This window comes from Corynebacterium stercoris, assembly GCF_024160105.1.
Taxonomy (GTDB): domain Bacteria; phylum Actinomycetota; class Actinomycetes; order Mycobacteriales; family Mycobacteriaceae; genus Corynebacterium; species Corynebacterium stercoris.
In genome coordinates this window covers 67,528-86,414 of record NZ_JAMFTQ010000004.1, presented here as the reverse complement: position 1 = coordinate 86,414, position 18,887 = coordinate 67,528, and the positions used below count along the sequence as shown (strand labels likewise).

Annotated in this window: 11 protein-coding genes; 5 read left to right on the top strand and 6 right to left on the bottom strand. The window is 66.6% G+C overall.

Translation table 11 applies throughout. The annotated features are described in order from the left end of the window. The first annotated feature begins 3 nt into the window (after nt 1–3). The 5 genes from M5J20_RS05070 to M5J20_RS05050 all read left to right on the top strand — a co-directional run bounded on the left by M5J20_RS05070 (nt 4) and on the right by M5J20_RS05050 (nt 6,694). Nucleotides 4–2,430 (top strand): MMPL family transporter, encoded by a 2,427-nt coding sequence (locus M5J20_RS05070; protein ID WP_253577138.1) that lies wholly within the window; start codon nt 4–6, stop codon nt 2,428–2,430. Next, nucleotides 2,420–3,508: a lysylphosphatidylglycerol synthase transmembrane domain-containing protein gene (locus tag M5J20_RS05065; RefSeq protein ID WP_253577135.1), complete on the top strand. Its 1,089-nt coding sequence runs from the start codon at nt 2,420–2,422 to the stop codon at nt 3,506–3,508. Before M5J20_RS05070 ends, M5J20_RS05065 begins: the two co-directional genes overlap by 11 nt. After that, nucleotides 3,486–4,943 (top strand): FAD-binding oxidoreductase, encoded by a 1,458-nt coding sequence (locus tag M5J20_RS05060; protein WP_253577133.1) that lies wholly within the window; start codon nt 3,486–3,488, stop codon nt 4,941–4,943. Before M5J20_RS05065 ends, M5J20_RS05060 begins: the two co-directional genes overlap by 23 nt. Continuing rightward, nucleotides 4,936–6,240, top strand: coding sequence for an SAM-dependent methyltransferase (locus M5J20_RS05055; protein ID WP_253577131.1), 1,305 nt, complete (start codon nt 4,936–4,938; stop codon nt 6,238–6,240). Before M5J20_RS05060 ends, M5J20_RS05055 begins: the two co-directional genes overlap by 8 nt. Nucleotides 6,241–6,337: 97 nt before the next feature. Continuing rightward, nucleotides 6,338–6,694: a DUF3054 domain-containing protein gene (locus M5J20_RS05050; RefSeq protein WP_253577129.1), complete on the top strand. Its 357-nt coding sequence runs from the start codon at nt 6,338–6,340 to the stop codon at nt 6,692–6,694. A 131-nt stretch (nt 6,695–6,825) separates the two neighbouring features. On the opposite strand, the gene M5J20_RS05045 is transcribed toward M5J20_RS05050, so the two are convergent. The 6 genes from M5J20_RS05045 to M5J20_RS05020 all read right to left on the bottom strand — a co-directional run bounded on the left by M5J20_RS05045 (nt 6,826) and on the right by M5J20_RS05020 (nt 18,558). Continuing rightward, on the bottom strand, nt 6,826–8,367 hold the full coding sequence (locus M5J20_RS05045) for an acyl-CoA carboxylase subunit beta (protein WP_253577128.1): 1,542 nt from the start codon (nt 8,365–8,367) through the stop codon (nt 6,826–6,828). Between the two features lie 2 nt (nt 8,368–8,369). Next, nucleotides 8,370–13,136, bottom strand: a complete 4,767-nt coding sequence (pks13, locus tag M5J20_RS05040) for a polyketide synthase Pks13 (protein ID WP_253577126.1) — start codon at nt 13,134–13,136, stop codon at nt 8,370–8,372. A 122-nt stretch (nt 13,137–13,258) separates the two neighbouring features. Beyond that, nucleotides 13,259–15,073: a FadD32-like long-chain-fatty-acid--AMP ligase gene (locus M5J20_RS05035; protein WP_253577124.1), complete on the bottom strand. Its 1,815-nt coding sequence runs from the start codon at nt 15,071–15,073 to the stop codon at nt 13,259–13,261. Between the two features lie 35 nt (nt 15,074–15,108). Further along, nucleotides 15,109–16,092, bottom strand: a complete 984-nt coding sequence (locus M5J20_RS05030; protein ID WP_253577122.1) for a cutinase family protein — start codon at nt 16,090–16,092, stop codon at nt 15,109–15,111. Between the two features lie 13 nt (nt 16,093–16,105). Further along, nucleotides 16,106–16,603: a hypothetical protein gene (locus M5J20_RS05025; RefSeq protein ID WP_253577120.1), complete on the bottom strand. Its 498-nt coding sequence runs from the start codon at nt 16,601–16,603 to the stop codon at nt 16,106–16,108. After that, nucleotides 16,603–18,558 carry an alpha/beta hydrolase-fold protein gene (locus M5J20_RS05020; protein WP_253577118.1) on the bottom strand — a complete coding sequence of 652 codons (1,956 nt, stop codon included), beginning with the start codon at nt 18,556–18,558 and terminating at the stop codon, nt 16,603–16,605. The genes M5J20_RS05025 and M5J20_RS05020 overlap by 1 nt, the downstream gene beginning before the upstream one ends. Nucleotides 18,559–18,887 lie beyond the last annotated feature (329 nt).

The window sequence follows — 18,887 nt, the reverse complement described above, 5'->3', positions numbered from 1 at the left end:
GCTGTGTTCTACAGGTGGGGCCACGTTGCCTACCGCCACCGCAAGATCATCCCCATTGTGGTGGTGCTGCTGATCATCCTCATGCAGGTGTTCTTCGGCTCAAAGTTGGGCGAGCGCCTCTCGCAGGAGGGGTGGGAGGATCCGCGCGCGGATTCGACCACCGCTGCGGTGATCGAGCAGGAGGAGTTCGGGCGCGACAACTCCGGCGACGTGATTGTGTACGTCACCGCGCCGGGCGGGGTGAATGACCCGGCGGTGTTCCACGCTGCGAACGAGCAGATCAACGGGCTGCGGGAGCAGTTCCCGGGGGAGGTGGCGTCGATACGCAGTTACTTCGCCAACCCGAACCAGCAGCAGGTGAACGCCGACGGCACCGCGGCATTCGCGGCGATCGGCCTGGCGGGCGACGGCGAGCAGACGCTCAAGGACTTCCGCACCATCAAGCCCGCCCTCGACGCGATCGAGCTGCCGGGGGACGCGACGGTGCAGATCGCCGGCGCCACCGCAGTCGCCGACGCGCTGGACAAGGGCATGGCCGACGACATCGCGCGCGCCGAGCGCATCGGCCTCGTCTTCGTGGCCATCATCCTGCTGTTCGTCTTCGGCGGCGTGGTCGCGGCGGCGATGCCTTTGATCGTGGGCATCCTCTCCATCGTCGGCTCGCTGTCGCTGCTCGCCATCCTTGCGCAGTACCAGCAGGTGAACATCTTCTCCCAGTCCATCATCACGCTGCTGGGCCTGGGCCTGGCTATCGATTACGGCCTGTTCATGGTGTCGCGCTTCCGCGAGGAGCTGGACCGCCTCGGTTCCTCTCACCACAGCGACGAACCGGAGGTTGTCGCTGAGGCTGTCGCCGTCACCACCACCACCGCCGGCAAGACGGTGTTCTTCTCCGCGCTCATGGTGGGCGTGGCGCTGTCCGGCCTGCTCATGTTCCCGCAGGCCTTCCTCAAGTCGGTGGCTTACGGCGCGATCAGCGCGGTGGGGCTCGCCGCGATCATCTCCGTCACCATGCTGCCGGCGCTGTTCGGCATGCTGGGCACAAATATTGATAAGTGGTCGGTGAGGCGGACGTCGCGAAGCGGACGGCGCCTCGAGGACACCGTGTGGTACCGCATCCCCGCGTGGGCGATGCGTCGCGCGAAGAGTGTCGCCGTCGGTGTGAGCGCACTGCTGCTGCTCATCACCGTGCCGATGGTGGGCATCACCTTCGGCGGCATCAACGAGACGTACCTGCCGCCGAGCCAGGAGACCCGCCAGGCGCAGGACGCGTTCAACGAGGAATTCCCGGCGTTCCGCACCGACCCCATCAAGTACGTGGTCACGGGCGCGAGCAACGAGGACCTGGTGAACATCGTGATGCAGACCCGCGGCGTCACCGGGCTCGCCGCCCCGCTCGCGCCGGTGCACCCCACCGAGGACGGCACGACCGTGCTCTCCGCGCCGCTTGCGGACCGCAACAACGGCAAGGACGTCGTCGAGCAACTCCGCGCCATCGAGGTGCCCGAGAGCGTATCGACGTACGTTTCAGGCACCCCCGCCATGGAAGTCGAGTCCATCGAGGCCCTCCTCGAACGGCTGCCGTGGATGGCGCTCTACATGGTGCTGGCCACATTCCTGCTGATGGCGCTGGTGTTCGGCTCACTGATCCTGCCGGCGAAGGCCGTGATCATGAACATCCTCGGCATTGGCGCAACGCTGGGCTTCCTCACCGCCGTGTTCGTGGGCGGCGTGGGCTCCGGGTTCCTCAACTTCACCCCGGGCCCGCTGATGTCGCCCGTTTTGGTCCTGATCATTGCGATCCTCTACGGCCTGTCCACCGACTACGAGGTGTTCCTGGTCTCCCGCATGGTGGAGGCCCGCAACCGTGGCGCATCGACCGACAAGGCGATCAAGGACGGCACCGCGCACACCGGCGGCATTATCACCGCAGCCGCCGCGATCATGATCGTGGTCGCGGCCGCCTTCGCAATGAGCGACATCGTCATGATGAAGTACATCGCCTACGGCATGATCTTCTCCCTGGCTTTGGACGCGACCATCATCCGCCTCCTCCTCGTCCCCGCCGTGATGCACTTGCTGCGCGAGGACAACTGGTGGGCCCCCCGCTGGGTCAAGCGCGCCGCGGCCGCGCTCGGCGAGAGCGGCGACGGCGGGAAGTTCGCTGGTCGGGCAGTTGCGGGCGGGGTGGCCGATGGCCAAGCTGCCCCGGCGATGGCGGGTGCCGGCGCTGCCGCGGGCGGAGGCACCCGCCCGGCAGACGAGGTGGCCATCGGCGAGATGGTCGTGGACACCCAGCCCTACCGCTCCGGCGTGAGCGTCGACGAGGACTCCTCCCTGGTGCCGTTCGACCAGCTCATGCGCGAGCTGGAGCAGCGCCGCCGGCGCGAGGCCCTCGAGCAACTGAAGAAGCCCGAGCTTGAGCGTTAATACCGCTGACGCACCGCCGATGCAGCCCCGCTGGCAGCAGTGGCTGCGCTGGCTCGCGCCCGTCGTCCTGCTTGCCCTGCTGCTCTTGGTCTTCCGCGACGAGCTGCCGTTCCTCGGCAAGGCGTGGAAGGTGCTCGGCAGGGCGCAGCCGTGGCCGGTGGTCGCTGGCGTGATCACGGCTTCGCTCGCCATCGCGGCGATGGCCGGGGTGATGCAGATCCTCCTCAACATCGAAGGCCGCATCACCGACCCCGCCCGCACCAACGCAATCACGCTCGCCTCCAACGCATGGTCCACCACCGTGCCCGGCGGCCCCGCCATCTCGGCGTGGCTGACCTACCGCGTGCACCGCTCATGGGGCGCGTCCGTCGGCCTGTGCGGGTGGTTTTTCGTCATCTCCGGCGCGTTATCCACCGTGTGGATGGTGGTCATCGGAGTGGCCGCGGTGGTGCTCATGGGGGCTGACTTGTCGCTGACGTCGTTAAGCGTGACGCTCCTGCTCGCAGTGGCGGCAATCGGCGGGCTGTTCTGGGCCACGCGCCACCCCGAAGTGCTCAAGCGCTGGGTCGGATTCGTGCCGCAGAAGGTGCGCGAGCGGGTGGAGCGGGTGATCGATCAGGTCGCGGAGATCCGCATGACAGGCGGCCAGTTCGTGACGGCAGCGGTGTTGTCGCTGCTCAACCAGCTTTTCGACGTCTGCACCATGGTCTTCGCCGTCTGGGCCGTCCTCGGCAGCGCCCCCGGCTTCACCGCTGGGCTCAACGAGATCACGATCATGGGCGTGGCAATCGCGTTCATCATGACCAAACTCGCCGGCGCCGCGCAGATCACCCCGGGCGGCGTGGGCACAGTGGAGCCGGTCCTTGCGGGCATGCTCGTGGCCGGGGGCATGACGCTTATCGACGCAACCGCCGCAACCGTGTTGTACCGCACCATCTCCTTCGCGCTCATCACCGCGATCGGCTGGGTGGTGTACGCCTGGGTCTACGCGGGCCGCGGGTACATGCTAGGAATTCGCCTAGCGGATGCTGAGAGACGGAACTATGCTGCGGGGAATGAAGCTGCCACCGATAACTGAACGTAGCGTTGACTGGGAGCCGATTGCGTGTGTGGGCTGGGAGGGGCATCAGCGGGGCGTCGACAAGCTACAAGCTTCTTTTCCTGAAACAGGCAGAGTGCGGCTGAAGAAGAAGACCTCCAACCTGTTTCGCAAACGGAAAAGCGGCGGCGCGGGGCTTGACGTCAGCGGGCTCGGCGGGGTGATTGCGGTTGACCCGGTGGCGAAAACCGCTGATGTGCAGGGCATGTGCACCTACGAGGATCTTGTCGACGCAACGTTGCCCTTCGGGCTCGCGCCACTGGTGGTGCCGCAGTTGAAGACGATTACCCTGGGCGGTGCCGTGAGCGGCATGGGGGTCGAATCGACATCGTTTCGCAACGGGCTACCGCACGAATCCGTCATCGAGATGGATGTGCTGATCGGTACCGGCGAAATCGTCACCTGTTCGCGCACCGAGAATGTGGAGCTATTCCGTGCGTTCCCGAACTCGTACGGATCGCTCGGCTACGCCGTGCGTCTGACCATCGAGCTGGAAGCCGTGCCCGAGTTCATCGAACTTAACCACGTGCGGTTTTCGGACCTGCGCGACTACGAAGCCGCGTTGGCCCGCGCTGCCGAAAGCGGCGAGTGGGACGGCCGGGCGATCTACGGCCTCGACGGCGTGGCGTTTAGCAAGGACGAGCAGTACCTCGTGCTCGCGTTTCGCGCCGAGTCGGCGCCTGGGGTGTCTGATTACACGCGGCAGCAGATTTACTACCGATCGATCCAGCACCCACACGGGACGAAGCACGACTACCTGACCATCCGCGATTACATCTGGCGCTGGGACACCGATTGGTTCTGGTGCTCGCGCGCACTCGGAGCACAGCACCCCACCGCGCGCAAACTGTGGCCACGCGAGCTGCGCCGCAGCTCCTTCTACTGGAAGTTGGTCGGCTTGGATAAAAAGTACGACTTGGAGTACCGCTTCTTGAAGAAGCCAAAGGGGCTTGCCCGCACCGAGCGCGTGGTGCAAGACATCGAGGTCACCGACGGCCGGCTCGCCGAGTTCCTAGACTGGTTCTTTGACGCGAGCTCGATTCAGCCGGTGTGGCTGTGCCCCATCCGGCTGCGCAGCGGCGTTGAGGAGCTGGCCGGAGCGGGTATCGACGCGGCCGAGCCGTGGCCTCTCTACCCCTTGAAGCCGGGCACGACGTGGGTCAACGTCGGGTTCTGGTCCGGCGTGCCCGCTGACCACGTCTCGCCCGCGCAGGAACCCGGTGCCTTCAACAAGGTCATTGAGGCGAAAGTCTCCGATCTTGGCGGGCATAAGTCGCTGTACTCGGAGGCGTTCTACTCTCGCGAGCAGTTCGCAGCGTTATACGGCGGCGAGCTTCCCCAGCAGATGAAACGCACCTACGACCCGGACGGCAGATTCCCGGGCCTCTACGAAAAGGCGGTGGAGAATGCTTAGTTTTGAACCGATGACGGTGGCCGACATCGTCGACACGCTGTTTCCCTCCAACAATCCGTTCCGGTGGGTCGCCTTCGACGGCACGGCAACCGGCCCCGAGGACGCCGAGCACACGGTCCGCGTGACCAGCCCGGAGGGGTTGTCTTATATTGTGACCGCGCCCGGCGACGTGGGGCTTGCGCGTGCGTGGGTGACCGGGGGCCTTGTAGTCGAGGGCGAGCACTTGGCGTACCCCTACGGGGTTTTCGATAATCTGCGAACACTGTACGACTCGTTTCAGAAGCCGGACGCGGGCGCATTGGTACGCATCATGCGCTCCCTGCGATCTATGGGTGCGATCCAGATCCAGCCAATCCCCGAGGCGGAGCAGGCGAGCTGGCTGGAGAGGCGCGTGCGCCAAGGCCTGGCCGTGCATTCCAAGCAGCGCGACGCTGAGGTGATTTCCTCGCACTACGACGTGGGCAACGACTTTTACGAGCTGTTCCTCGGCGATTCAATGGCGTACACCTGTGCTTACTACCCCACCCCGGACGCGAGCCTGGACGAGGCGCAGGAGAACAAGTTCCGGCTCGTGTTTGAAAAGCTGCGCCTGAAGCCTGGCGACAGGCACCTCGACGTGGGCTGTGGCTGGGGATCTATGGTGCGCTACGCTGCGCGCCAGGGTGTCCATTCGCTCGGCGTCACCCTGTCCAAAGAGCAGGCCGAGTGGGCGCAGTCGAAGATCAAGGAGGAGGGTCTCGAAGACCTCGCGGAGGTGCGCTTTCTGGATTACCGCGACGTTTCAGAAACCGACTTCGACGCCATCTCGTCCATCGGCCTGCTCGAGCACATCGGTGTGGGCAACTACGCCAGCTATTTCCAGTTCCTTTCGGACAAGCTGCGCCCGGGCGGTGTCATGGTGAACCACTGCATCACGTACCCGGACAACCACAAGACGGACAAAGGCGCGTTTATGAACCGCTACATCTTCCCCGACGGGGAACTGACCGGTTCCGGCACGATTATCAAGATGATGCAGGACAACGGGTTCGAGGTGTTCCACGAAGAGAACATCCGTCTCGATTACGCGCGCACGCTCCGCGACTGGTGCCTCAACCTCAAAGACAACTGGGACGAAGCAGTCGCGCTCGCCGGCGAAAACACCGCCAAGCTGTGGGGGATGTACATGGCTGGGTCGCAGTGGGGCTTCGAACACGACGTGGTGGAACTGCACCAGGTGCTGGGCATCAAACTAGATAGCAACGGCTCACGCGCTGGGACGCCCGAGCGCCGGTGGTGGAACGACTCGGTATTTTAAAGGGCCGTGCGCTGGCTGTGGATTCTGCGCCTTTGCTAGCAACACTCTGCAGGTGACCATCTGGTCATGACCGTTTGCCGAGCCTAGAGTGGTGGGCATGAAGCGAACGATTTCGAAGCCGTCGGCAATCGCCGCGGACTACGTAGCCATTGCCGTCTTCGCGCTGCTGGCGCGAGCGGCGCACCGAAGCGACGACATGCCATTCACCTTCACGGGGTGGCTATCCACCCTGTGGCCGTTCGCGCTCGGCGTGACGCTGGGGTGGCTGATCGTGCGCCAGAACAAGGGCGGCATCATTTGGGCGGTCACCGTGATCACCGGCCTGGTCATCTGGGGCTTGCGCAATCAGGCGGTGCCGCACTGGTCCTTCGTCATCGTGGCCACGGTCATGTCCGCCCTGCTCATGCTCGGGTGGCGCGCGGTAGCCGGGCTGGTGGGCGGCAAGAAGGCCTAGAAGCTGGAGCCCCAGGCGTAGAGCGGGTTGCCGGAGAGCAGCCCGTTCACAAACCACACGAGGTTGGAGATGACGTCGCCGAGCAGGTCAAGGGTGCTGGAGAGCATGGGTACGCCTTTCGCAGTGCCCGCTTAAAGCGGGGAAATGGTGTGCTTCTTCGGCAGGTCAAACGCCTGCTTGGTGCGCAGCTGCCGAAGGGCGCGGCGCAGGGCCAGCCTAGTCTCGGACGGCTGGATCATGGAATCGATGTAGCCGCGCTCCGCAGCCACGTACGGCGAAGTCATGTTCTCGTCGTAGAAATCCATGAACATTTTCTTCATGGCCTCGCGCTGCACCGGGTCCTCCACCGCGGCGAGCTGCTTGCCCTGCAGCGTGATTGCGGCGGCGGCCGCGCCCATCACCGCGATCTGCGCGGTGGGCCACGCGAAGTTAATGTCGCCGTTCAGGTTCTTCGAGCCCATCACTGCGTACGCGCCGCCGTAGGCCTTGCGCACGATCAGCGTCACCTTGGGCACGGTGGCCTCCACGCCCGCAAATGCGAACTTCGCGCCGCGGTGGATCAGCCCCTGGCGCTCTTGCTCCACGCCCGGCATGTACCCCGGCGTATCCACGACGTAGACAATCGGAATGTTGTAAGCGTCGCAGGTGCGGATGAAGCGCGCGCCCTTATCCGCGGCGTCCGCGTCGATGCATCCGGCCAGGTAGAGCGGATTGTTGGCGACGAAGCCGACGGGGCGGCCGTCGATACGCCCGAAAGCGCAGATCAGGTTTTCGGCGTACCCGGACTGGATTTCTACGAGCTCTTCATCGTCGCCAAGCTGGACCAGAAGCTCCATCATGTCGTAGCCCGCGTTCGTGTCGTCCGGGAGGAACGCGTCCAGCTCGGTGTCGTCGAGCTCTTCATCGGCCGGCGCCCACACCTCGGGCAGCGGGTCGAACGTGGATGTGGGCAGGTGGTCGAGCAGGTCGCGGACGAAGTCGAACGCCTCCTCCTCGCTTCCTACCACGGCGGAGATGTTGCCGGACTGCTCCTGGATGCGGGCGCCGCCGAGCTCGGCGGAGGTGATGTCCTCGCCGGTCACCTCGCGAATCACGTCGGGGCCGGTCACGTACATCTCGCTCTGGCCGTCGACGGCGATGACGAAGTCCGTCGTCACCGGGGCGTACACGGCGCCGCCGGCGGACTTGCCCAGCATGATGGAGATCTGCGGGGAGCGGCCGGACAGCGGCAGCTGGCGGCGGGCGATCTCGGAGTACATGGCCAAAGACGTCACCGCGTCCTGGATGCGGGCGCCGCCGGAATCCTGGATGCCGATCACGGGGCAGCCGATTTTGATGGCGAACTCCATGACCTCGACCACCTTGCGGCCGAAGGTCACGCCGACGGAACCGCCGTACACGGTTTTGTCGTGCGCGTAGATGGCCACGGGGCGACCGTCGATACGCCCGTAGCCCGTGACCACGCCGTCGGAGTAGACCGCGTTCTCGTCGCCCGGGGTGCGGGCGAGGGCGCCGATCTCGACGAAGGAGCCTTCGTCGAGGAGCGCCGCGATGCGCTGGCGGGGCGTGGTCAGGCCGGCGTCGTCGCGCCGCTTGCGCGAGCGCTCCGAGCCCGGGTCCTGGGCGGTTTCCAGCCGCGCGCGCAGGTCAGCGAGCTTCTCCGCGGTAGTCACAACTACACGTCACCCTTCCCGACGCCGCGTCCGGGCAGCGCCGCCAGCCACTCATTCATATGCTTGCCGACGATCCCCACCGCCGGCTCATCCACCACGGCCAGGTGGTCGCCCGGCAGGTGGACAATGGTCAAGTCATCCACGATAGCGCCCCATCCCCCGTCCTCGTCAATGTGGGCGTAGTTCGGCTCGAGGGTGATCGCGCCGTCGTGCATGCGCTCCGCACGGAACAGCAGGACCGGCACGTCCACCTCGGCCCAGCGGGAGAAGTCGAGGTGGTTGAGAATCTGGTTGTCCACGAAGCTCGCGCGCTGGTGCTCCAGCACGCCCGCGGCGAGGCCGTGCTCGGAGGCGTCGGTGTTGGCCAAAAACTCCTGCAGCATTGCGAGCAGCGCCTCCTCACCTGCGGTTTCGAGCAGCTCGTAGGGCACCTCGAAGTCCAGGCCGTAGGTCTCCTTGGCGAACGCGGCGTAGCGGCCCCAGCGCGCCTTGGTCTCCTCCATCGTGCGCGGGATAGGCACAGACGGCTGCGTGGTGTCTAACAGCGCGATGTACTCGATCTTGTCGTTGCCCATCTGGTGCGCGACCTCGTAGGCCAGCGCACCGCCGAAGGACCAGCCGGCGAGGACAACCTTGCGGCCGTCCGCGATCTGCTCGATATCCTGCACATACGCAGCCGCGCGCTCCTCCAGGGAACCTTCGAGGCGCTCCACGCCGTACACCGGCACGTGCTCATCCAGGCGGCGCGCCAGCGGTGCGTACACCGCGCTCGAGCCACCGGCCGGGTGGAACACGAACACCGGCGGAACACCTGCATCGCCGTCGCGGAAGACGCGGATGTTGCCCTCGACCTCGGTCTCGAGGCCCTCGCGCACCAAGTTCGCCAGCGGCTCCAGCGTGCGCGCCTCACGCACCTGCTCCGCGGTGATCTCGATGCCGCTGCGCTGCGTGAGGTGCTCGGCGAGCTCTTCGGCTTGGGCTTCGCTTATCGACGGAAGTTCGCTGGTCACGCCAGCCGCAGCCGCACCCGTGAACTTGGCCCAGGCGCCGAAAACCATGCGTTCCGACGCATCGCGCGGAGCAACGCCCACGCCCTGCGCACCCTCGCGGGCCTTGGCCACTTCGGTGGCGACGTCGCGGGTCTCGGCGTTCATGGCCATCGGCTGCGGCGCGTCCTCGCGGCCGGCCACGGAGTCCTCGACAAGCCGGATCACGTCCGCAACCGAGGCGTCGCGCAGCGTCTGCACCTGCAGCTGCGGGATCTGGAAGTCGTGCTCGATGCGGTTCTTAATACGCATGCCCATCAGCGAATCCAGGCCCAGGTCGATGAGCGGCAACTCGTCGGGAAGGTCCTCAGCCTCGAAGCCCATAGATTCCGACACGATGGCGCGCAGCCGCTCGGCCACGGTCTCGCCGGTGGCGGGATCCCACCTGAAGGCGTCATCACTGTCGTCGATAAGCACGGGCTCCGAAGCCGCGACCTCCGCGACCCCCGCTTCCTGCCGGCGCGCGCCGGTGTCGAGGGTGGATGCGAAGCCCTCCGCGATGAGGGTGGTGCCGTCGTAGACGCTGATGCTCGCGCCGCCGAGGGAGCGGGCGACGAGCGTGGTCACCTCGCCGTCGGCGGGCAGGTAGCTGTGCTCTTCCGTGGCGACGACGGTGGCGCCGGGCACGACCTCGGCGGCTGCGGCCTCGATGAGCTGGTAGGGGCTGAAGACGGCGTCGGCAGGCGTGGCGAACGCGACTTGACCGTCAGGTAGCACCACTTTCGCGCCGAGCAGCGTGCCGCCGTTCGAAGACGGGCGCGCCTGCGTCCACAGGTGGTTGCGGTTGAAGACCACGCCCGGCGCGTCGATGCGCGGCTCGGCGCCGTAGAAGCCGGTGAAGTCCACGCGCGTGCCCTGCACGTAGAGCTTCGCGGCGAGATCGAGCAGCGACTCGGCCTCGTCGACCTTGCGCTTGGCGGTGAACAGCAGCTGCGCATCCGGCTTGCCGGCAGCGAAGGCAGTGTTCATCATGCCCATGAGCGCGACCGGGTTCGGGGTGATCTCCACCAGCGTCGTGTGGCCGGCGTGGAGCGCGGCCTCGGTCGCGTCCTGGAAGTACACCGGCTGGCGGGTCATGCGCAGGAAGTACTCGTCGGTGTGCACCACGGCGCCGGCCGGGTACACCTCGCCGCGGTCGACGGAGGAGAACAGCGGCACGCGCAGCGGGCGGGCGGTGATGCCCGCGATCTCGGCGGCGAGATCGCCCATGATCGGGTCCAGGGCAGACGTGTGGCCCGCGCCGCGCACGTTGAGCTTGCGGGCGAACTTCTCCTGGGCTTCGAGCTTTTCGACGACAGCATCCACTGCACCACCAGGTCCACCAATGGTGGTCATGCCGGGGCCGGCGTAGACGGCCGGCTCCACGCCGGCGGCTTCCGGGTGCTCCTCGACGAAAGCGGCGAGCTCGTCGGCGCCGAGCTCCACCACGGCCATCGCGCCTTCTTGCGGGGTGCCGGCAATCATGGCCTCACCCTCGCCCATGAGGCGGGCGCGCTGGCAGGCGATGAGCATCGCATCCTTGTCGGAGATGCCGCCCGCGGCGTAGGCGGCCGCGATCTCGCCCATGGACATGCCCATCGTGGCTGCCGGCGTGATGCCGAGCGTGGCCAGCAAGTCGGTCTGCGCGATCTGGATGGCGGTGATGGTGACCTGGCCGGTCTGGGTGTCGTAGGTCTGCTCGTCGTCGGCGATGATGTCGAGCATGGACCAGCCGCCCTCAAACTGGACGTACTGGTCCAGCTCGCGCATGCGGGCGGCGAAGACCTCGGAGGCTTCCATCAGGCGCTTGGCCATCAGCCGGTGCTGGGAGCCGAAGCCGGAGTAGACGAAGACGGGGCCCATCGTGTTGGGGGCATCGGCAACGGTGATGCCGGTGCCGATCTTGCCCTCGGCGACCTGGCGCAGCCGCGCCACCGCATCCTCGGTCGTGGCGGCCTGCACCACAGCGGCGGAACGGCCGTGGTTGCGCTTCGCCAGGGAACGCGCGACCGGGATCAGGTCCGCGTCCGGGCGGCCCTCCAGAAAATCGGCGAGCGCGGCGGCGGCCGTCTTGCGTCGCGACGGCAGCAGTCCGGAGACCGGCAACGCTGCCACCTCGAGCCCGGCGAGGCCAGTGTCGATGTCTCCCGGTGCCGCGGTTTCACCCGCGGCACCGTACTCGCCAGCGTCGAAGTCCGCGACCACGACGTGCGCGTTGGTGCCGCCGAAGCCGAAGCCGGAGAGTCCTGCGACGCGGCGGCCGGAGTAGCGCGGCCACTCCCGCGGATCCTGCACCACCTCGATGTGCTCCGCGTCGAAGTCCACGAAGGGGTTGGGCGCGGTGAAGTTGGCGGAAGCCGGGATGGTGTCGTGTTTAAGGGCCTCGATCACCTTGATCAGCGCAGCGACGCCGGCGGCAGATTCGGCGTGGCCGATGCTCGATTTCGCAGAGCCGAGCAGCAGCGGGCTCGCGTTGGTGCGGTTGCGGCCCAGCACGGTGCCCAGTGCGGTTGCTTCGATCGGGTCGCCAAGGATGGTGCCGGTGCCGTGGGCTTCCACCAGGTCCACCTCGGCCGGGTCGATGCCGGCGTCGGCGTAGGCGCGCTGCAGCACGTCCACCTGCGCCTCCGGGTTGGGGGCGGTCAGGCCGTTGGAGTGGCCGTCGGAGTTGGTGGCGGAGCCCTTGACCACGGCGAGGATCTCGTCGCCGTCCGCAATCGCGTCGGCAACGCGCTTGAGCACCACGAAACCGGCAGCCTCGGAGCGGACGATGCCGTCGGCATCGTCGGAGAACGCGCGGATCGCGCCCGTCGGCGAGATCACGCCGAGCTCGGAGAACATCAGCGAGGCGAACGGGTTGGCCAGAATGTTCACGCCGCCGGCAAGCGCCACATCGCACTCGCGGTCGCGCAGCGCGCGCACGGCGTGATGCACGCTGACCAGCGACGACGAGCACGCGGTGTCCACATTCATGGACGGGCCGCGGAAATCGAACGCGTACGAGATGCGGTTCGGAATGATCGCTGAGGAGGAACCAGTCAGCGCATACGGGTGAGCGTTCGCCGGGTCCGCGCCGATGAGCATGCCGTAATCATTCGAGCTCGAACCCACGAACACGCCTACGGCCTCGCCGCGCAGGCTGTCGGCCGGGATGTGCGCGTCCTCGAGCGCCTCCCACGCGACCTCCAGCATGATGCGCTGCTGCGGGTCCATGTTCTGCGCCTCAAGCGGGCTCAACCCGAAGAACTCGTTGTCGAAGGACGCGATGTCGTCGAGATAGCCGCCGTCGGTGGCTTCCTCCGCCATCTTGGTGCGCAAGTACGGGTCGCCCGAGTACTCGCTCCAGCGCCCGGCGGGCAGGGGGCCGGTGGTGACACGACCGTCGATAAGCACCTGCCAAAACTCGCTCGCGGTGCGCGCGCCCGGGAAGCGCCCCGCCGCGCCCACGATGGCGATGTCGCGCTCCGCAGGGGAGCTCTCCGCTTCACGACGCTCGTAGGAGCGCGCCGCCGCACTAGGCGCCGCCACGAGGGCTTTCGCCAGCGCCTCGATGGTCGGGTACTGGTACGCGATGGTGGGGTCGATCTTGCGCCCCAGCAGGTTTTCCAGCTCGCCGGAGAGCACCACAGCGTCACGAGACGACAGACCGTAAGCCTCGAGCGGTGTTGCGGTATCCACGTCCGGCTGGCCGGTCGTGGCGGCCACCCACCGCGTCAGCCATGCGGTCAATTCGTTCTCTGTCATAATGCGAAGCTTATCGCGCAACCGTATCCAATTCGTTATCACGCCCGCGCGCGTTGGGCAGGCAATTTTGGTAGAGCGAAAACGACAAAGCTGGGCCCGCGAGGGGCCCAACCAGGGCGTTTTTACTCCGCGTGCTCTTCCATGTAGCGCTTCGCGTTCACGCGGCGCGCGATCTTGCCCGCGGAGGAGCGGGTGATGCCGTTCGGCGGGTAGAACTCGATGACATCCGGGCTGATGCCGTGCTTGGTAGTCACGGCTGCGCGGATGGCATCCTCGGCGGCCTTGTCGCCGTCCTCGGAGGCGTCGTCGGCACGCTCGGCGAGCAGGATGAGGCGCTCCACGTCCTCGCCCGGCACGGAGAACGCCGCGACGGAGTCCGCACGCACGTGCTCGGAGGACTCCAGCACGGTGGCCTCGATGTCCTGCGGGTAGTGGTTGCGGCCGGCGATGACAACGAGGTCCTTCACGCGGCCGGTGATGTAGAGGTGGCCGTCGACGAGGGTGCCCAGGTCGCCGGTATTCATCCAGCCGTCCTTCGGTAGGTTCTCCTGGATGGTCTCGCCGATGGTGTTCTCGAAGGTCTCGCGGGTTTCCTCCTCGCGGTCGAGGTAGCCGGCGGCCTTGTTCTTGCCGTGCACCCACATCTCGCCGATGCTGCCCTCCGGCAGCTCGTCGCGCGTTTGCGTATCGACGATTGCAAAGTGCATCCACTTCACCGGCTGACCGTTCGAGGCGAACGCCACGCCGTCGGCCTCCCCCACCTCGACGGCCTTGCCTTCAGCGAGTTGGGCGCGGTCGAAGTAGGCGAACTTCGGGCGGTCCCCGGTCTGCGGGGTGGAGACGATGAGCGTCGCCTCGGCCAGACCGTAGGAGGGGCGCAGTACTTCACGACGCATGCCGGACTCGCCGAATGCACCGAGGAACGTTTCAACGGACGACTCGGTGACCGGCTCGGAGCCGCAGAGCACGGCCTCGACCTGGGAGAAGTCGAAGTCTCCCGCGTTCTCCGGGGTGGCGTAGCGGGCGCTGAGCTCGAGCGCGAAGTTCGGCACCGCGGTGTAGATCTTCATGTCCTCCGGGTCGCCCTCGCGGCGGTTGAGGCGGTCCAGCCAGCGCTTCGGCTGCTGGATGAAGTCGCGCGGGGCGAAGATTTCCAGCTCGTTGCCAAGAATCATCAGCACCAGCGTCAGGATGATGCCCATGTCGTGGTGCAGCGGCAGCCAGGACGGGATGCGCATCGGTTGCTGGATGCCGATGCCGGTGTAGATCTGCAGCACGTTGGTCACGATGGACTCGTTCGTCAGCACCACGCCAGCCGGGTTGCGGGTGGAGCCGGAGGTGTACTGCAGGAAGGAGACGTTCTGCGAGGTGTCCGTGCCCTCCGGCACCTCGATCGGCTGCCAAGAATCCGCCAGCGAATCCGGCAGGGAGTCCACCGCGAGGATGCGCGGACGCTCCGCAGCAGGCAGCTCGGCGAAGTACTCGCGCACAGCCGGGGCACCCTGTTTGTTGGTCAGCACCGTCTTCGCGCCGGAATCGCCCAGCACCGCGCGCAGGTGGTGCTCGTGGCCCGGCTCGTTCGGGTCATAGAGCGGCACCGGCACTTGGCCGGCGTAGAGGGCTCCCATGAAGCCGAAGATGTACTCCGGGGAGTTGCCGGCCAGGATGGCCACGCGGTCCCCCGGCTGGCCCACCTGCTGAAGTCGCGCGGCTACGGCCTTGAAACGGGTGTTGCACTCGCGGCGGGTGTACTCGACTGTTTCACCGTCCACGTCCTGCGAGTAGTCCCAGAACCGCAGGTTCACGGTGTCTGCCTGGCCCATTTGGACAGCTGCACCGTACAGCATCTCCGTCAGCGCGGGGATGGTGAAGTTCGGCGGGAGGACAACGTTGCCCTGCTCATCCAGGAACTTCTGGATGATTACTTCGAGATCCATGGGACTCCTTCACGTTCACTCGGGATAGTTTCTACCTACAAAGTATCGATTGTAGAGCGCGCCCAGTCCACGGTCCATTGCGACGCGGTAGTTCCCGGAATTACCTCCGGATTCGTGGCGTAGAGCGCGTGGTTGCCGTTCGCGAGCAGCAGCGCCGACGCGCGGTCGATCGCGTTCCCCACCGCCAGCGGCGCGTCGCACACCGTATCGTTCGGTGCGCAGATCTCGTACGCGCGGTCCGCGACCTCGCCGAAGCCGCCCGGGCGCGGGCCCGTCATCGTCGCGCCCGGGGTGGCCAGGTCGACGACGCGCTGCAGCGGCTGCATCGTAATCTCCGCCCCCTGGCCAGCCATCTCGACACCCGGGTTCACGCCGACACCGTTCTCGCGGCGCCCGTCGGCGATCATCACCGCACCCAGCAGCCGCTCCGGCGGGATCACGCCGCGACGGTTGCCAATCTCGCTCGCCACATCGCCCGCGATCACCGCACCCTGGGAGAACCCGGCGACGATGAACTTCGTATCCGGACACAGCTTGCCGACGAATGCGAGCTCACCATTCAGCTTCGCCGTGCCCTCCGCGCGGGAGTCGTCGTACGTCATCTCCGCGCGCCCGCGTTCCGTCTGGATGTTCCGGAACTGGGCGGTGTAGGGGACGGTGAACACGCGCACGTGGTTGATGTCGTACATCTCCTGCAGCGGGCGCGTGATGGTGAGCATGAAGCTCGCCGGGTTCGCCTGCGGGTTGAAGGGATCATCCTCGGGCGAGGATTCCCACGTGCCCGGTACCGAGACGAACTCCACCGCAGGGCACCATTCGGGCTGCGACGGGGTTGTGGTCGTTTCCTCGGGCTGCGCCTCGGTCTGCGTCTGCATCGGGTCCGGGCCAGGCAGCGGGCCGGGGCCGGAGCGCCACTGGTAGATGCCCAGCCCGATCAGGGCGAGCACCACGATGACAGCGGCGACGACGAATACGTTTCGGGCGCCCCCGGAGCGGGGGCGCGTGCGCGAATCGCGCATGCGGCAACGCCTCCTAGCAGAGGTTGGCGCGCGCGGTGTCCGTCAGTAGCTGACCGAGGGCGGCCGGATCCATGTCCGTGCGTCGCTGCTCGACAAGCTGACCGGCCACCGCGTCGCGGGTGATCATGTCGTTCGAGCACACGCTAAAGCCTGTTGCTGTGAGTTGGTCCTCAACACCCTCAATATTCAGACCGTTTTCCCGCAACTGTTCCAGGAAAGCTTCCTCCGCCGGAGAGTAACCCGTTGCCTGGTCGGGCACGGTCTCCACCTCGCGGGCTGGCCGGTCGCCGTCGCCCGGGGGCACCGCCGCGCCGCCGGAGGCGCGCGGGGTGGTCGTGGTGGCCGATGTCGCGGCGGTCGCCGTCGTCGAGGTCGCGGTAGTGGTCGTCGGGGTCACCGTCGCCTTGTCGCCCTCGACCGTGGCGGACCCGCCGCAGGCTGTGAGGGTGGCGTAAAGAAGCGTCGATACGCACAGTGCCCCGAATCCGCGAGCCCCGAGTGCGCGGCGCATTAGCGCTTCTCCTCCACCACGATGCCGTTGACCTGCTTCAGGCGGCCGTGCTGGAAGTCGATGGTGAGACCGCCGGCCGGGATCGCGGCGTAATCGGACGTCGGCCAGCCCAGCGCGCCCTGCTCGTAGCCGCGCTTGCCCCACTCGTTGAAGATGTCGCCGTAGCCGATCCAGTGGGCGCCGGTGCCCGCGGACCAGTAGATGTTGCCCTTCTCAAACTCCTGGAAGAAGCCGCCGCGGATGGCGATCTCGTTGCTCTTCGGGAAGCCGAGGTCGGAGTTCGCGGCGCCCATCTCGCCGTACTTCTTGGCGATCGCGCCGATGACGATGTTGTGTGACTTATCCGGGTTGCGGGTCAGGTAGCCGCCCTGGAAGCGCTGGACGTAGCCCTCGCCGGTCTTGGTCGCCTCGGCCACCGGGTAGCCGAGCTGGCCGGTCTCGAAGCCCTGCTCGCCCCACGCCTTCACCATGTCGCCCGGGATGGCGTACGCGCCGGTCTCCGGGGTCCAGTAGATGGAGCCGTTCTGGAAGTGCACGAAGCGGCCCTTGCCGTCCGGGGTCTTGGTCTCGCCCGTGAGCGGGAAGCCCAGCCAGCCGGCAGCGCCGCCGAGGCCGGAGTACTTCGCCAAGATCGCGCCGAACAGCGCGTGCGCGCCGGTCTCCGGGGACCAGAACGCGGTGCCGCCGCGGAAGTCCTGCGCGCGGCCCTTACCGTTTTCGCCCACCGGGTACTCGTCGTTCACGCACGTGCCGACGACGCCGGACTGGGTCACCTCGCCGATTGCGCCGATCGCGGTGCAGGCGGCGCCGCGGTCAGCCTCCGGCACGGACAGGGCGTTAGCGATGTACGGCCACGCCTGCGCCATCTCGAACTGCCAGTACTCCCAGGAGTGGACGCCGGACGGGCGGAAGCGCACGATCGGCTTCACGCTGGTGCGGCTCGCGTAATCCACGAAGGTCTGGGTGGACAGACGCGAAATCACCTCGAGGCCCTTGCCGGCCGGGTTCGCCGCGCCCTTGGCGATGGAATCCGCGGTGCCGAAGTCGTCGCGGCCGGAACCTGCGGAGACGTACACCGTCTTGCCCGCCAGGTTCTCGATGCCCATCTTCGGGTCGTGGTCGATCCAGTCCTGGGAACCCGGAGGGCCCCACATGGCGTCGGTGTCGTAGCCTCCCGCATCCAGCTGCGCGGCCTTGATCGCCGCCGGCATGCCGGTGGTGGTGGTGTCCAGGTAGCCGGAGAAGGAACCGACAAAGTCGAAGAGGTGCGGGTTGCGCTCCGCGAGGTTCACTGCGGCGGTGCCGCCCATGGAAATGCCCACGACGGCGCGGCGGTTGTTGGAGCGGAACTCGTTGTTCAGAATCGGCACGAGCTCCTTGGTCAGGAACGTCTCCCACTTGTAGTTCTTGCCGTTGTTCGGGCGCTGCCAGTCGGCATAGAAGGAAGACTCGCCGCCGACCGGGAGGATCACGTTGACGTTCTTGTCGGCGTAGAACTGCGCGATGTTCGTCTCGATGGTCCAGCCGTTTTCGTCGTCACGCGCGCGCAGTCCGTCGAGCGCCCAGACCTCCGGGAACTTCGCGCCCGGGTTGGAGTGCCAGTCGCGCGCCAGGAGGATCTGCACCTGGACGAGCTGCTCCGGCATAGCTGCGGACTTAATGAACACCGCTACTCGACGGTTGGTAAGCCACTCAATACGGTCCACCGACACGCCAGCCGGCAGACCCGGGATCTGCGGGTTGCGGTCAACCTCGATCGGGGTGCGCTGCGGCGGGTCCGCCGGACGGATGCCGTCCGAGATGCCACGGTTCGAGCTATTCGACGACAGCCGGGAGGACAGGTCCTGCGCCTGCGCCGTGGCGGTGAAGGCCGGCAGCAGCGACAGGGCCATCGCCGCCGCTGCGGGGAGAGCGAGTGCCCGGGTGGCCTGCTTGGAGAATCGTGGTGCGCGCATGAAAGTCAGCCTCAATACTCTCGGTCGGGAAACTTTTGGGGTCGGGAGTACCCAAAAGGTTAAGTTTCACTTGAGACTTTAACACGGCGACACGCCGGGGGATATCAGATGAGTCACACCAGCCACACGCGAGCTGGGGATTTGGGGGTGATGGCGGTGAGGCATTCGAACTCTCAGCGGGTGGAGCTCAGTGCACTTTTAGCGATTGGAGCTGTCAGCGACTGGAGCCCTCAGCGACAACCCTGTGACCTGCAGTTTCCAAACAAACAGTTGTCTGCAACAGCGCTGAGAGCTCCACCCTGGAGCTCTCAACGAATGGAGAGCGCAGT